We start from the raw sequence: 15,522 nt of genomic DNA, 5'->3' as shown, positions 1-15,522 counted from the left end.
CTGAAACCTGCCCCCGGAATCTTAATCTAGCGTGCTTTTATTAAAACGGACAATCGTGATCAAACGCTACAGCAGATTGTAAATAAATTTTCCGAAGGTTTTTGGCATAATGATTGATTCGCTGAATAATAAATTAACGTGATGGTAAAAAGAGTAATCCTGGGCTTAGTCATTTTCTTTGTGGTAATGGGAGGGGCAACCTTCTGGATCTTTAACAGTTTCGACAGGTCTAATGCTGAAGCGGAGGCAAGGTCGGCTGCTGATTTTACTACCGGCCGTTTTGTGGTTACGGAACTCTGGGAAATGCAAAAGAAAAAAGGAAGTCAGGTGATGAGCTCTTACCTTTATATGAAAGTGAAGGATGAGCCGGTTAACCTGAGGTTGCCATGGCAGGGGCTCACTGAAGATCAGGTCGCGATTGCTAATAAGATCCATGACGGAGACAGCATCACCGTAAAAGTGCTGAGCAGGCAACTGGCTTCGGCCCGGGAAAATGGTGTGCTAAAAGCCATAAACCGCTTTATTATGGGCGACAAAAGGGAGGTGACTATTTTTAAGCTTTCTGTGAATGGTCAGTTACTCGTAGACAAAGACATCCATAGCTGGGACGAAGGACAGGTAACTTTACTTAATCGATTGGCCGATAATCCCTTTGTCCTGCTTGTGCCGGCAGGGTTGTTGATTTTTATCGTTGGCTATGTAAAAAGAAAAAGGGCTGAAAAACAGGGAGGTAATGCAGCCACAATGCAGTCATAGGGGACATGTTAGGGTAAATTCATAAAATCAGAAGTTTAACAGGGATGGCTAAATATTACGTTATAGAGAAGGACCGGACGGTGATCAGGCCGCTGGCATTCCTGCTGCCAATAGGGATTGCTTTTTTGATATTGCTGCTCCTGCTGCCACTGATGACGATACTCATTATGCTGAAAGGCGAGGTTCAGGAGATCGAGGCTAAAAATTTCGCCAGCTATATCCTCCTTCTTCCGCTGTTCATTGCCAGTATCCCTTTGTTTACCTATAGCCGGAGGCAAATGGTTTTTGAGAAAAATGAAAAAATGGTTTACCTGCAGACCATATTTAGAAGAAAATCTTTGATGACCTTTGAGCAAATGGGCGAGATTACCTTAAAAGCAGATTTTGGAATGGCTTATTACCTGAAAAGTAAGGCCGACCGATATGGGAAAGGATACCGGATTTCTCCCTCTTTTATCAACGCAAATGATCCCTCCAAAAAGGAGTTTGAAGAGGTGTTATTATCCGATATCCGGGGAATTCAGGTCCTGCAGCCAGCTGCTCCGCTGATTTCTGATCCTGCTAAAATATTACGGCAAACGGGTACGCTCGCCTTTTACAATACGCATGCAGATGGCTATGTGTTGAAACCCAATAGCATCTGGAGCGCTGTTCCCAGCTTTGCGCTGTTTCTTGTTTTTGCGGGCATCACCTGGTATTCCATCATTTTTGGCAATGGATGGCCGCAAAAAGACCAGTTTATCCCTTTCCTGCCATTTATCCCGCTTGGCTTTTTCCTGGCAACGCTGAGCAGAAGGGTTGTTTTTGATGTCAGCAGGAAAAGCATCCGCCTATACCTGTTTGGCCTGCCGTTGCTTAGTTATCCGTTATCTGGATTTACCGGGTTTAACATTGTAAGGAAGAGCCATAATGGCGTTTATAACGGAACAGACATCAGAATGAAATTTGTCAAAGGAGGAAGTAAAGAGGAGAAGGAATTGACTTTGAAAGGTTTTGGTAAGACAAACCCCATTGAACCTTTTCTTGATGAAACGGAGTTTGTGCTGGATAAAATCAAATAAAAAAGGGAGTTTCCTCCCTTTTCTGTGATGGTTATTTTTTGCCGATATTGAATTTAAGGTTGACCTCAAAATCCCCATCGGTATACCCGGTGATGGCAGAGGTTGCAGTATTGTAATAGGCCATAATGTATAAGCTTGATTTATAATTTATGCCCAGTCCAACCGTCACATTTTCAGTGCTGTGGTACATGCTCATCAGGTACAGCTTGTCGTTGGCAAAGCTGGCATTGAGCCCGGCATCCCATAGGTTATCATAATTCTTAATCCCTCTGAACACCCCTTTAGGCTCCAGCCTGACCGCATCGACATCGCTGCCCAGGTTAAATTTGTAGCTTATTGCGGAGTAAAAAGTAGGCTTGTCTGCATAATTTAAATCTTCTTTTTTAAAGGCAGAACGCAGGTTCGGGATGGAACCTTCAATGTTCAATCCTTTGGAGCTGTAGGCAACACCAAAATCACCATCTACGAGATAACCCCTGTCGTTAAACCTGGCAATGGAAGGGTCATTGATGTCGCTGTTTTTTAAGCTGCTCAGGTCAAAACGGTCCTTGCTGGCACCGAAAGAGAGGCCAAAGCTTAGCTTTTTATCGTCGTCATTCAGGGGGAGGTGATAAGCAAAAGTCGCTACTGCCTTGGTGTGTTGTATTCCACCTGCCTTCTCGTTATATACATTCAGGCCCAGGCCTACTTTACCCAGTTGCTGATCCAGGGTAATTCCCTGACTCAGCGGGGCACCCGGAATGTTTGACCATTGTTTGCGAAAGCTCCCGTTAATATTTAAACCACTGTTTGCTCCTGCCATTGCCGGATTGACCAGGTATTTGTTCTGAAAATACTGCGCATTCAGGGGAAGGATCTGTGCTTTTCCTTCCTGCATAAATGCCGATGTAAATAACAACAGACTAAGGCTGAAGTATTTTATATGTAGATTGATTGATCTCATGTCTGTAAAAATTAATCTCTGATAATATTGATATACCCTTTGAAATTCCCTAATCCGGCTCCCATGTCAAGGATGTAGTAATAGGTGCCTTCCAGCAGCGGACTGCCATTTACGGTGCCGTCCCAGTCGTTGGCATAGGATTGGCGCATAAACAACACCCGGCCGCTCTGGTCAAAGATTCTCAGGGTATTTTTCGGATAGTAATCAATGTTTTTAATCACAAACTTATCATTGATGCCATCTCCGTTCGGGGTGATCAGGGTTCCTGCTTCCAGCTTGTAATCATCGGCAACGCTGATCTGAATGCTTTGTTCAGAACTGCAGCCGCTGGCATTGGTTACGGTCACTTTATAATTGCTGCTTTGTTTTGGCCTTATGGAAACCGTGGCGCTGTTTTGTCCGCTGATGAGCTCATTGCCTGTCCAGCTGTATTGCGTTCCTCCTGTGGCCGTTAACTGGATCAGATCTCCCTTGGAGATGCTCGTTCCTTTGCCGCTAAAAATCTGTATGGTTGGTAAAGCGTTGACGGTAATTGTCGCGCTTCCTGTTTGTGCCTGTGTACCGTAGGCATCTGTTACACTGATCAATCGATAAGTAAATAAGCCTGAATTGCCGGAAGGAGCACTTATGGTGGCCACGTTCGTATTGCTGATCAGGCGGATGTTGCTGCCTCCATTGATCGAATAGAGGAAGGTAAAAGGAGCAGTACCAGTACTGCCACTGAAGGTAATTACCGGAGGAGTGCCATTGACACATACCGCTGCTGAACCTGAAATTGTAGCTACCGGCAAAGGTTTTACGGTAACCGTTGCAGATCCTGTTTGAGGCTGACTGCTATTGGCATCACGCACATTGGTCAGCACATAGGTAAAACTGCCCGTTGTTTGGGTAGGTACTTCCAGCATGGCGGTATTCCCTGCGCTGTTTAGGTTTTGGATTTCGCCTCCGTTAACCTGATAGCTGAATGTGAAAGGAGGAACTCCGGCTGTAGCGGTAAAAGTGATTATCGGTGCCGGGCTGCCTATGGCAACTGTGGTATTGCCACTGATCGTTCCGGCTGCTTTTGCATGGATCGTTAATGTTGCCGGTTTGTAATCAATGGCATAATTAGGGCTCAGCGCGAGACTGCCCTGGGTAATCTGGTAAGTCCCGGCTGCTTCTCCTGCATTCCTGCTCAGCTGACCTGAAAATACATCTGTTCCTATCGGTGCTGTTGATGAGGTATAGGTAAATGCCGGGTCTGCGGTTCCTGCTAATTTTTGTTTGTTTTCTGCAGTAACCACCATTGCTTTCGGTGCGACTGTTAGTACCTGTTGTTTTGGAATTGCCGGACTGTACAATGCATTGCCTTCCTGGCTTGCAGTAATCGTCGTTACGCCTGCATTGATGACGCGGATTTTAAGGTCTGTGATCGTGGCAACACTTGCATCAGAGCTGGTATAGCTCAGGTTGATGTCGGTATTGTCGCTGCTGGCCCCAATTTCCAGGTCCGGATCTCCATAAGTGGCTGTTCTGGTTGGGTTAAAAGTAATGGTTTGGGTTTTTGGAATAAAGCTGTCGTCGCGGGTGTACCAGATCGGAGAGGTAATGATCCTGCTTCCGTCCGTTTCCAGGATGTCTGCATAATAATAACCTGTGGCCAGGTTAGCTAAATCGCTGTGTGTATAGTTTAATACTCCCGAACTGCTGTTGCTCACCTGAGTCGGGTTTACACCGCTTCCGGGCGTTCCATACATCAGCTTGATGCTCGTTACCGGACTGGTCGTGGCGGTGCTGACCGAGATCACTGGTCCGGCAACACCGGTGAAGACGCTGCCCAGGGGCATTTTATTTAAAGTGAAGGTCACCTTTGCAGCGGAGTCCTGAGAAGCGTAAAACCGCATTTTCTTAATTGCATCCAGGAGGTCATTTTCTGTCAGGGCAGGGGCGAGGACCACCAATCTCGCGCGGGTATGCCGTCCGAAGGTTAAATTGTGGTTGTCGTGGTCAATGCTGGCACCAAGATGGTATCCTTTGGCGAGCATCCGGTTGTAATAACTGAGGTAACTCATGGAGCTGGCCGGATCTGAATAGGTCAGGTTGGTAGAGAAAGCCGGACCGCTTTCCAGTGCTGTCCCCACAATCGCGCTATCGGCACTTAAGTCGTAATTAGCTGCAATATTGTTGTAGTCGGTTGTATTTGGGTGTGCAAGTGTGGCAATGGCATTCAATCCATGGCGGTTGATGGCCCTGAATAATCCGGTAGGACCGGTATATACGCTTTTAGGAACGTAAATCTGGTGCTCTCCGCTTTCCCATCCGATCAGGGAGTCTATCCCATAAACGATCACGTGACCGCCGCCGCTGATGACTCCCCATTCCATACCATGAAGGGCCAGGAAAGTAGAGGTTGTTGCTTTTTTAGCGGCATCCATACCTGGCTGCCAATTGGCCAGTGACATTCCTGCCCCGGTGTGGTTGTGCTCAGAAAGTCCTAAAAAGTCCATTTTCATGGAATTCTTTGCAAATTCATAATCGTCCTCAGGTTTTTTAGTCTTATCGTCTTTATTTCCATCAGAATAACTGCTGTGGCTGTGCAGGTTTCCGTAATAGAAGTTGAGGTTGTTTACATCTAAAATACCTGTTTTCTGGCTTCCGCTGAGTGGGTTGCTGCTCAGGTACAATGGGCCGCCGCTACAGCTGCTGTTCAGGGAAAAGATGTAAAAATAGTAAGTGGTATTCTGAGCGAGTCCGCTTCTGATGAATCCATTTCCGGTTCCTCTTTTAATGACAATACCACCTCCCAGAGCATCTCCAACGTTGTATGTTGTTTGGTTAACAGGGCCGGCAGTAAGGCTGTTGTTCGTGCTCATGACCACCAGGTATTCATCGGCATTGCCTGTTGGTGCATAAGTCCCCTGGATGAAGTTGTAGTTTGAAGAAGTTACGGTAAAAGCAGTAGGCTGGTTTGCAGGAATGCTGCAGGGAGCCGGGGTTTTGGTGACTTCAGATCCGCTGAGGTAAGTTGTGCTCAGGTATTTTGGTCCTCCGGTACAGGAGATGTTGTTTAAGGAGAAAATGAAGTAATAATAGGTTGTGGAACTCGGGAGTCCGGTATCTGTAAAAGTCCGGCCTATAATGCGGTCGCTGACAATACCACCACCAATAGCAGTCCCTTTGTTGTAAACGGTTCCATCTACCGGTAAGGCCGTCAGGTTTGGTGATAAGCTTCTGATGATCAGGTATTCATTGGCATCTGCAGCTGCGGTAAAGCTCCCTGTAATGCTGTTGGTGCTGACACTGCTGAAAACCAGTGAACTGGCAATGGTAGCTGGTGCTGCACAGGGCGGAAGGTTTGGTGGCAGGTGAACACCCAGGCGGTTCAGGTCATCGTCGTCAATCGCATTCTGAACGATAGAGATCGGCAATTGGGTCCAGTCGTTCAGGTTGAATGTTGGCGTTGGTCCGGTTACAGAGATATTTCTGACATAAGAGATGTCTTTTGCGTTGATGCCTTGTCCGAAAGCATCAATGATGTTGTTGTCGTTGTCCAACAAGGTGATACCGTCGTTTCCATTGAAGTTGATCACCAGGTTACTCGTTTGTGCGGCGCTGGCAGAGGTTAAATAGGGAACCTCAGCACCATTTCCTGTATTGCCGATCAATACTGTTCCCTGAGCGGGAATGATCACGTTGAGGTTCATGGTCTGGGATGGGTTCGGTGTAATGTTAATGTTTCCTGCATCTCCGGAAATGTTATACAATGCCAGCTTTAATTGTAAAGTAGCCGTGTTGACCGGGCTGTTGCTCAGGTTGCTCAGTTCAATCCACTTATTGGTGGAGGTACCTTCGTAATACTGGCTGATGATTACCGGAATGTTTAAGGCGGGAGGGTTCTTGGTCCTCGCATTCAGGATGCTGATGGTTGTTTGCGTGTTTAGGCTTTCATCGGATGCGACCAGGTAAATATTATAGGCGGTGCCGGCAACCAGTCCGGTGATGGTCTGTGCGACATCAGTATTGGCTGTATTTACCATCGGGCCCGACTTTAATGCTGGAATTCCATTTCCGTCCAGACCTGCTTTTACCTGTGCGGTGGTAGTTGGCGCGGTTCCGCTAGCTGGAATTAAGACATAATATGTTGTTCCATCTTCATTTATGTTGCTGATCAATTCTAGTGTAGTATTGCCAATGGTGCCTATTTTAGGGTAGCCTGCGGTATTAACCGGAGCTGTGACATCCGGATTTAGGGTCGTTGTATTTAAGGTAGAAAATGTCGTTTGAAGATTAGGAATGGCTGCAGCATCTGCGGAAACGCTGAAGATTTTATAGGCGGTGTTCGGATTTAAACCATTGATCGTTGCAATGGCCTCTATATTGGCGGTATTTGCAATGCTGCCTGATTTGAATGCGGCAATTCCATTGCCATCCTGGCCATTTTTTATTTGTGTGGGGCTGGTTGGTGCGGTTCCTGAGGCTGGAATCAATACATAATAAGTAGTCCCCGCTTCATTGATGTTCGTTAAAAGATCAAGGGAGGTCGCGCTGATGTCGTTGAGTTTTGGGTAGGTAAGAGCATTTACTGGTGGTGTATTGTCCGTTCCACCGGTACTGGAGGTACTTCCCCCAATCTCAAAGCCCATTCTTCCCGGGGCAGGAGAATTGAAACCCCAGCCACCGGTGCCGCTTTGTCCGCTTGCATAAAAACGAAGCGTAATGGTGGTTCCCGCAGCCACATTTTGCAACGCAGAAACCCCTGACAGGCTGATGGTTGGAAAAGGGTTTGCTGTTGGATTGGTCACGTTTGCTGCCAGAACAGTAGAAGGAGCGCCAATAAGGCTAAACGTATTCCCGTCCAGGCTGTAAGCAAACTGTACACTTACTCCTGGATTCTGATAATAAGTTGCAGTCCCAGCGAAAATTGCATTGATGCTGGCTAATGAAATCGTTTTTCCGCTGGATGCTGTGAGGGTCACCTGGAAATAATCTGTGTTTGCGACATTAATTCCGTCGTTCTTAAAGCCAGTGGTTCTGAAGGAATTATTGGCTGAACTGGCAGGGGCACCGGCTCCTCTTGTGAGTACGGGGGCTGCGGTAAGCCCCGCATCATAGGTGTTTGCTGTGGAGGTGACGGGCTGACCCTGTCCGCTGAAATCCCAACTGGCAATTTGCGCACGAAGTTGGGCGGGAAAATAAAGAACAGCAAAAAATAACAACAAGAGTAATTGTTTTTTCATAGGGATGTAATTGTTTTTTTTGTGGAGTTATTGGTTTTTTTTGATCTTTTTATTGATTTTGAGTGCTTCTCAAGCCTTTGTGTGCTTAGTTTGTTGGTTCTTAGTGACTTGTGGTGATGGTTTAGCGGTTATAAAGCGATCATGATCCTGATCTGCTTTCCTGTGGTGACCTGTAAGATCATGATGGTTTCATAAGAGCGTAGGTTTAGATTGCCAAAAATATACGCAAAAAATTCCGCTGATGTTAATTTGTTGTTAAATATTGTGTTTGTTGAAAAATAAAGTTAACGATCTCATTTTTTAGGGGTTAAGCCCATTATTTTTGGGTGAAACCTGATTGTATGGTCTGTTGTTGAAAAATTAGGGATTACATGGCTCAGAATTATTAATTCGGAAACATATATGTTACATTAACTTAATTTTGATAAATTAGTTTCGGGGATTCAAACATGTCATTACAGCAAACACTTTCAGATCATGATCTCAAGACCAGGTTAATCGCCGGGGAGGAGACTGCTTTTGCGGAACTTTATGATCGTTATAGTGCCCCGATTTATCAGTATATCAAGAAGTTTGTGCATTCTACAGACTTGTCTGAGGACCTTACTCAGGAGATTTTTATCAAGATCTGGCAATGTAAATCTAAACTGTGTGAAGTCCGCTCAATCAGGGCTTATCTGTTTATTATGGCCAGAAACCATACCTTGAACAGTCTTAAAAAAGCATTACGCTCTGATGTGGCCATGTCGGAAGTGCTGAATTCTTTTGTAGAAGAAAGAAATGATACGGAAGAAAGCCTTTTAAGTAAAGAGTATCATGAATACCTGGAAAAAGCATTGGATGCTTTACCCTCCAGGACCAGGGAGATCTTTAAGTTATGCAGGCAACAGGGCAAAAGTTACGATGAGGTGGCTACCGAACTGGGGATCTCCAGAAATGCAGTAAAAAACCACATGGTGGGCTCCATGAAAATTCTGAGTGCCTCTGCGAAAAGAGACCTTGGAATCTCATTGAGTGTACTTCTGACCGTCTTTCTAAAATAATTTTAAAAAAAATCTATTTCCAGCTACCCTTGCCTGCCTCAAATATTGTCTTCCTGTTTGAATGGTCAGCCGTATGGAAGAAAACGAATTTTACAAGATCCTTGTTCAGCGTTACCTGGACAAACAACTCAGTGATGAGGAACTGGAGCTTTTTGTGCAGTTAACAAAAGAAGGAAAACTGGATGATCAGCTGCTGGAAGCCTGGAATGAAGAGGCGAAGATTTCTGATGCCGACGAAATGGATTACCAGCGTGCCAATCAGCCAAAACCTTTATGGCCAAAGCTGGCTGCTGCTGCCAGTATCCTGATTGTCATTTTTGCCGGGTTCTATTTTTACTCCGGCACCGGCAATACTTTAAATTCCATAACCACGGTAAATGCGAAGCATGATGCCGCACCGGGCGGCAATAAGGCAACCCTGACTTTATCTGACGGCTCGCAGATTTCACTGACCGATGCAGGAAACGGCCAGCTGGCAGAACAGGCTGGTGTAAAGATTACCAAAAATGCAGACGGACAGCTGGTTTATGCGATCGTTCCGTCTGATACAAAAGAATTGGCTTATAATACCATCAGCACGCCAAGAGGAGGTGTTTACCAGATCAATTTGCCTGATGGAACGAGTGTTTGGCTGAATGCTGCTTCTTCGATCAAGTTTCCTACCACATTTGCCCACCTGAGCCAGCGTAAAGTGGAGTTGAAGGGAGAGGCTTATTTTGAAGTGGCAAAGAATAAAAAACTACCCTTTATTGTCAGCACTGCACAACAGCAGGTGGAGGTATTGGGAACACATTTTAACATCAATTCTTATGAAGATGAGGGAGAGGTGAAAACTACGCTTCTGGAGGGGAGTGTAAAGGTTTCTGCCGGAAATGTGATGCTGCTTAAGCCTGGTCAGCAGGCTACTTTAGGCTTCCGGTCAGCAGGGAAAATTAAAGTCAGCCCGGCGAATATAGAACAGGCTATGGCCTGGAAAAATGGTTTCTTCCATTTTGAAAAAGAGACCCTTCATTCGGTATTGCGTCAATTGTCGCGATGGTACGATGTGGAGGTAGTTTACCAGGTAGACCGTCCTGATGATGAGTTTGTCGGAGACATCCCCCGTGGAGTGAAATTATCTGAAGTGCTGAAGATCCTGGAATTTGAAGGAACGCATTTTAAAATTGAAGGCAGGAAACTGTTTGTGATCAAATAAATACTAACCCAAATATATAACTCATGTATTGTTAAACCCAAAACGGTAGGATATGAAAAAATAGATACTCGAAAACAACGATCTCATATGAAGGAATAAACCGGACCCTGCTCGCAACAGGATCCGGATTGCCCATCCGATCATATCAGAATGGAACATTGTTCCGGTTGACCTCAAAAAATACTTATTGGATAATTAATGAATAAACCAAAACATTCAAAAATATGAATTTAAACTCATGTAGTAAAGCCTCTTTTGTCGGGAGGTTCAGCTCAATTAAGATTTTATTGGCCATGAAACTAACAGTAATTTTACTCTTTCTCGGCTGCCTCCAGGTATCCGCAGATGGTTTCTCGCAAAGGATTACGCTTTCAGAAAAAAACAGCTCTTTTAACAGCTTGTTTGAAAGCATCAAAAAACAAAGCGGTTATACTTTTTTTTACAACAATAAACTGATCAAGGAAGAAGGAAAGATCAGTGTGAACTTTAGGAATGTGACCCTGGATGAGGCGCTTAGCCAGATTTTGAAAGACCGTCCTTTCTCCTATATGATCATGAATAAAACGGTTGTGATCAAGAAGATTGAACCGGAAAACAGAAACAGAATGGAAAATCCGGAGGCCTGGGTTAACATCAGGGGGAAGGTGGTAGATACGGAAGGAAATCCGCTGCCGGGTGCATCCATCCAGGTTAAAGGGACCAAAGAGGGGGCTTCTGCCAGTGCTTCAGGAGAGTTTGTCGTGAATGCGAAAGCAGGAGATGTACTGGTAGTGAAATTTCTGGGCTATGTGACTAAAGAAGTTACGGTAACCGCAGCAAGTGCGGTCCTGAATATTGTTATGGAGGCACAGAAACAGGAGCTTTCGGAGATCGTTGTGACTGCCCTCGGGATCAAACGATCTGAAAAATCCCTGGGTTATGCGGTGCAGAAAATTGGTGGAGATAAAATCCAGACCGTTAAAGGTGTGGACCTTGGAACTTCCTTAACGGGTCAGGTGGCTGGTTTGGTCGTAAAAAATTCTACAGAGTTTAATGGAAAGCCGAAGCTGGAACTTCGTGGAGAGGATGCTTTATTGGTGATTGATGGGGTGCCTTATGGCAATATGACCCTTCGTGATGTTCCTGCGGATGATATAGAAAGCATGGACTTACTGAAAGGTTCAACAGCGTCAGCCCTTTATGGTTCCAGAGCCATTGGTGGTGTACTCCTGATCACGACCAAGAAAGGTGCAGCAGGAAAAGGTTTCGCAGTAGATTTTAACAGCAATACCATGCTTCAGCTGGGATACCTTGCTGTTCCTGAAGTACAAAGCTCTTATGGACGTGGGCAGAATGGAAAGATCGATAACGATTATGTCTGGGGGCCAAGGCTGAATGCTGGCAATACAGCGAGAGACTGGAATCCCGCAACCAAGCAATTTGAAGACAACCGCCCATTGGTTTCTGTTGGAAAAGACAACCTCAAAAACTTTATGAGTACAGGGGTCATCACCAATAACAACATTTCCATCGCTCAGACTGGTGAAAACGGAAGTTTTAGAATCGGCTTAAATCACATTTATAATAAAGGTCAGTTTCCAAATCAGAAATTGAACATGATGAACCTGACTTCCGGTGGGGAGATTAAAATCAACGATCAGTTTAAAATTGAAAGTCACCTTGGCATTAGCCGCCGTTCTGCCCCGCAAGTTTGGGGAGGTGGTTATGATAACCAGGGATACCTATATCAGTTAGTGATGTGGACGGGGACGGAATACGACATTCGCGATTATAAAGATTATTGGGTGGTACCGAATAAAACGCAGAACTGGATGTATACCAACTGGTATGACAATCCTTATCTGATTGCAAATGAGAAGTTAAGTGGCATTACAGAAAATACCGTGAATGCAAATGTAACGGCCAATTATAAGTTCAATGAGGATTTTAACCTGATGCTGCGTCTGGGATATGACAACCTGAACAATGCAGAGACGATGAGAAATCCTACCTCAAATATTTTCTCCACCCGTGGAGGCTGGAACGCCAGGGGGATGTACAGCATCCAGAATAAATCACAGTTCAGTACCAACAATGACCTGATTTTAACTTATAAAAAGAAAATCAACAAATGGTCTTTTGATGCACTTGCCGGGGGAACACTTTACTATTATTCCAATGAATGGTTAAAAGCAACGACGAAAAACGGATTGATTTCTCCAACATTCTTCTCTCTAGCAGGTTCGATCGAGCCTCCAACAGTGACTCCTGATCATAGCGCAAGACAAATCAACAGTCTTTATGGCAGGGCTTCTGTTGGATGGAATGATGCTGTGTTTTTAGATTTCACCGGCAGAAATGACTGGAATTCGGCGCAGCCAAAATCTTCAAGGGATTATTTCTACCCTTCCATTGGTTCCAGTGTGGTGATTTCGGAACTGGTTAAACTGCCTGAAGTAATCGACATGTTTAAGCTTCGCGGATCATGGTCTGTCTTTAAAACTGCATTTGATCCTTATGCGATCAATAATGTGTACAGTACGACCACTGCCGCCTGGAATACCCTTAATTCTGGAAGTTACCGGAATTATTTACTGGGTGAAGGCTTACTTCCAAGTTCACAACGCACCTGGGAAATTGGTACAGCAGGATACCTGTTTAAAAAACGCCTGCACTTTGATGTGGCTTATTTTAACAAGTATTACTACAACAGGCAGACGGATACCAAAGAAAAAGGAAACACGGCCTATTTACCTGGTTCCAGTGGATTCAGTATGGCAATTGTGAACAGCAAGGAGACTTATGAGCGCAGAGGTATAGAGATCACAGTAGATGGATCGGTGATTAAAAGCAGGGATTTCGAATGGTATGCAACCATGAACTGGGCACAGCAACACCGTTATTATGTAAACACAGATCCTCAGTATTCTCCCGACGACTTATGGACCAAGAAAGGACAACGTCTGGATACTTATAAAGCCAACTATTGGCTGAGAGATCCGCAGGGGAATGTCATCTTCAATAATGGTTACCCTGTAAACAGTGATTATCAGAAGAAGTATGGTTATGGAGAGCCTGATTTCAGCTTTGGATTCCTCAATAATTTCCGCTATAAAAACTGGAATATGAGTGTAAATATCGATGGCAGGATAGGTGGACTGATGTACAATTATATGTACGATAAGATGTGGGATACAGGAACAAATCCTGATTCGGACAACCAATACCGTTATGATCAGGTAGTGAATGGCCTGAACAATTATGTAGGGCAGGGGGTGAAAGTGATTTCGGGAAGTGTAGTATTTGATAAATACGGACAGATCACGAGCGATACCAGACAATATGCACCAAATGACGTAAAGGTAGGTTACCAGGATTTCGCACAGAATTTCAGAGGAGGAGATAAAGGGATTCAGAATGAGTCTTTTGTGAAACTTCGTGAACTGTCGCTGGGATATACCTTCTCGCCAAAGATCATTGGTAAACTGGGATTGAAGCGCGCTTCTTTCTCTGTTACAGGACAGAATTTATTCATGTGGACGAACTTCAAATACTCGGATCCGGATGTAGATACTGAAAACCTGAACTCGCCATCGCAGCGCATGCTGGGTTTCAATATTAAATTAGGCTTGTAATCTTATTGTAGATCGTAAAAATATAACAGATGAAACCATCATGAGCATACCGCTAAAAAAAGCAATGAATGTGCTCATGATCGCTTCATAACCGATAATATTAAATATATTCAAATGAAAAATACTCTTTTAAAATATATGTTAATATTGCCCACGCTGGCATTGTTAACCCCCGGATGTAAGAAGTTTGATGATATCAATTCAAATCCGGATAAAACAGGTGAGGTGAGTTCCTCCATCCTGGCTACCGGTATGATCCTGAACATCACCCGTAGTGATATCAGCACTCAAAAGGCATTTATCCAGCCTTTTCTCTTAGGGAAGTACATCACCTGGGGTGAAGGGCAGGAGAACCTTCAGTACAATAAAATTAACAGGGCAGATTTTGGCCGTTTAACCTTGCTTCGCAACATTGCGCCAATGGAGAAATATGCGACCAGTGAGGCCTTAAAGAAATCTTATCAGGCATTGGGGCACTTTATTCGTGCCTGGCAGTTTTTTCAGGTCACGATGCAGGTTGGAGATGTGCCTTTTACTGAAGCAATCAAAGCAGAAACAGAAAATGTTTTACGTCCCAAATATGACACCCAGAAAGCTGTTTTTCAGGGAATCCTTGCGGAACTGGATCTGGCAAATCAGCTTTTTGCGGAAGGCGCGAACTTCGACGGCGATCCGATATATGCCGGGAAAGCAGACAACTGGAGAAGGTTAACCAATAGCTTCGAGCTTCATGTCCTGATTAATCTGTATAAAAAAACGGCTGATGCAGATTTAAAAGTCATAGAAAAGTTTAAAGATATCGTGGCCAACCGCCCTTTGATGCGCGATTTTAAAGATAATTTTGCATTGGCTTACAACAATATTGCCGGACAAAACTATCCATGGTCTGACGTTCCTGCCGGATCAGGGAATTCTTTTGTGAAATCAAATTACACGATGCTTTCCAATACTTTGCTGGACCCAATGAGAACGCTGAAAGATAAACGTCTGTTTTATTATGCCAAGCCTTCTCCGGTTAAGATCTCAGGAGGTTTGTCTGAATCAGATTACAATGCATATCCGGGAGTCGCTCCTTCAGATGCTTTTTCCAGTCTTCAAACCCGCAGGGTAGGAAAAGATTATGCAGATCTGAACAACCGTTATGTACAGTTGGTAAATGCCGAAGCGGTGAGTGTATTCAGTTACTGGGACCTGCAGTTCATTCTTGCCGAAGCCAGCCTGAGGGGTTGGATCAGCGGAACGCCTGCCCAGACTTATTACGCCGCAGGAATCAGCAGCTCTATGAATTTCATCGCAGGAAATACACCTGACCTGATGGATTATCATCACAACATGAAAATGGATGCGGGATATATTGCTGCTTTTCCGGCCAGCCCGGGGGTAGCCCTTGCAGGCTCAGATGAGGAGCAGATTGCGCAAATCATTACGCAGAAGTATGTGGCAAATTTTTTACAGGGAAGCAAGTACAGCGCCTGGTATGAAAATAGAAGAACAGGTTATCCGGTATTCACTTTAAACAGTGCCACGAACCTGAATATGCCAAGCACCAAATTTCCTGTACGCTGGCTTTATCCATCGAATGAACTGGATTATAATGGCGCAAATGTATCTGCAGCCATTCAAAGTCAATTTGGTGGCAATGATGACGTTAACCAGGTAATGTGGTTGTTGAAGTAGTTTTTTATGTTATATTT

Annotated in this window: 8 protein-coding genes; 6 read left to right on the top strand and 2 right to left on the bottom strand. The window is 44.7% G+C overall.

Translation table 11 applies throughout. From position 1 onward, the window contains the following. Positions 1 to 141 precede the first annotated feature (141 nt). Together DBR43_RS19860 and DBR43_RS19855 are read left to right on the top strand one after the other, a co-directional pair. A complete protein-coding gene (locus DBR43_RS19860; protein ID WP_124583958.1) occupies positions 142 to 756 on the top strand; it encodes a hypothetical protein in 615 nt (204 codons plus the stop codon). 44 nt (positions 757 to 800) lie between these two features. Beyond that, positions 801 to 1,817 carry a hypothetical protein gene (locus DBR43_RS19855; protein WP_124583956.1) on the top strand — a complete coding sequence of 339 codons (1,017 nt, stop codon included), beginning with the start codon at positions 801 to 803 and terminating at the stop codon, positions 1,815 to 1,817. A gap of 31 nt (positions 1,818 to 1,848) precedes the next feature. Here DBR43_RS19855 and DBR43_RS19850 read toward each other — a convergent pair whose 3' ends face one another. Together DBR43_RS19850 and DBR43_RS19845 are read right to left on the bottom strand one after the other, a co-directional pair. After that, the gene (locus tag DBR43_RS19850; protein WP_124583954.1) at positions 1,849 to 2,760 is read right to left on the bottom strand and encodes a type IX secretion system membrane protein PorP/SprF; all 912 of its coding nucleotides are present in this window, start codon (positions 2,758 to 2,760) and stop codon (positions 1,849 to 1,851) included. 11 nt (positions 2,761 to 2,771) lie between these two features. Next, positions 2,772 to 7,976, bottom strand: a complete 5,205-nt coding sequence (locus DBR43_RS19845; RefSeq protein WP_124583952.1) for a CehA/McbA family metallohydrolase — start codon at positions 7,974 to 7,976, stop codon at positions 2,772 to 2,774. Positions 7,977 to 8,425: 449 nt separating this feature from the next. Between DBR43_RS19845 and DBR43_RS19840 the strand changes: the two genes are divergently transcribed. The 4 genes from DBR43_RS19840 (at position 8,426) to DBR43_RS19825 (ending at position 15,505) form a co-directional block, all read left to right on the top strand. Beyond that, positions 8,426 to 9,019, top strand: coding sequence for an RNA polymerase sigma factor (locus tag DBR43_RS19840; RefSeq protein ID WP_124583950.1), 594 nt, complete (start codon positions 8,426 to 8,428; stop codon positions 9,017 to 9,019). Positions 9,020 to 9,092: 73 nt separating this feature from the next. Further along, the gene (locus DBR43_RS19835) at positions 9,093 to 10,214 is read left to right on the top strand and encodes a FecR family protein (RefSeq protein WP_124583948.1); all 1,122 of its coding nucleotides are present in this window, start codon (positions 9,093 to 9,095) and stop codon (positions 10,212 to 10,214) included. Between the two features lie 293 nt (positions 10,215 to 10,507). Then, the gene (locus DBR43_RS19830) at positions 10,508 to 13,828 is read left to right on the top strand and encodes a SusC/RagA family TonB-linked outer membrane protein (RefSeq protein WP_199757092.1); all 3,321 of its coding nucleotides are present in this window, start codon (positions 10,508 to 10,510) and stop codon (positions 13,826 to 13,828) included. 114 nt (positions 13,829 to 13,942) lie between these two features. Next, a complete protein-coding gene (locus DBR43_RS19825) occupies positions 13,943 to 15,505 on the top strand; it encodes a SusD/RagB family nutrient-binding outer membrane lipoprotein (RefSeq protein WP_124583943.1) in 1,563 nt (520 codons plus the stop codon). The last annotated feature ends 17 nt before the right edge of the window (positions 15,506 to 15,522 follow it).

Source organism: Pedobacter sp. KBW06, from assembly GCF_003852525.1.
Lineage (GTDB): Bacteria > Bacteroidota > Bacteroidia > Sphingobacteriales > Sphingobacteriaceae > Pedobacter.
Note: the sequence above shows the minus strand (reverse complement) of the source record. Positions and strands in the feature narration are given on the sequence as shown.

Bases quoted from the DNA above. Each gene is read 5' to 3' on its own strand.
- DBR43_RS19860 (WP_124583958.1), top strand. From the start codon at position 142: ATGGTAAAAAGAGTAATCCTGGGCTTAGTCATTTTCTTTGTGGTAATG.
- DBR43_RS19855 (WP_124583956.1), top strand. From the start codon at position 801: ATGGCTAAATATTACGTTATAGAGAAGGACCGGACGGTGATCAGGCCG.
- DBR43_RS19850 (WP_124583954.1), bottom strand. From the start codon at position 2,760: ATGAGATCAATCAATCTACATATAAAATACTTCAGCCTTAGTCTGTTG.
- DBR43_RS19845 (WP_124583952.1), bottom strand. From the start codon at position 7,976: ATGAAAAAACAATTACTCTTGTTGTTATTTTTTGCTGTTCTTTATTTT.
- DBR43_RS19840 (WP_124583950.1), top strand. From the start codon at position 8,426: ATGTCATTACAGCAAACACTTTCAGATCATGATCTCAAGACCAGGTTA.
- DBR43_RS19835 (WP_124583948.1), top strand. From the start codon at position 9,093: ATGGAAGAAAACGAATTTTACAAGATCCTTGTTCAGCGTTACCTGGAC.
- DBR43_RS19830 (WP_199757092.1), top strand. From the start codon at position 10,508: ATGAAACTAACAGTAATTTTACTCTTTCTCGGCTGCCTCCAGGTATCC.
- DBR43_RS19825 (WP_124583943.1), top strand. From the start codon at position 13,943: ATGAAAAATACTCTTTTAAAATATATGTTAATATTGCCCACGCTGGCA.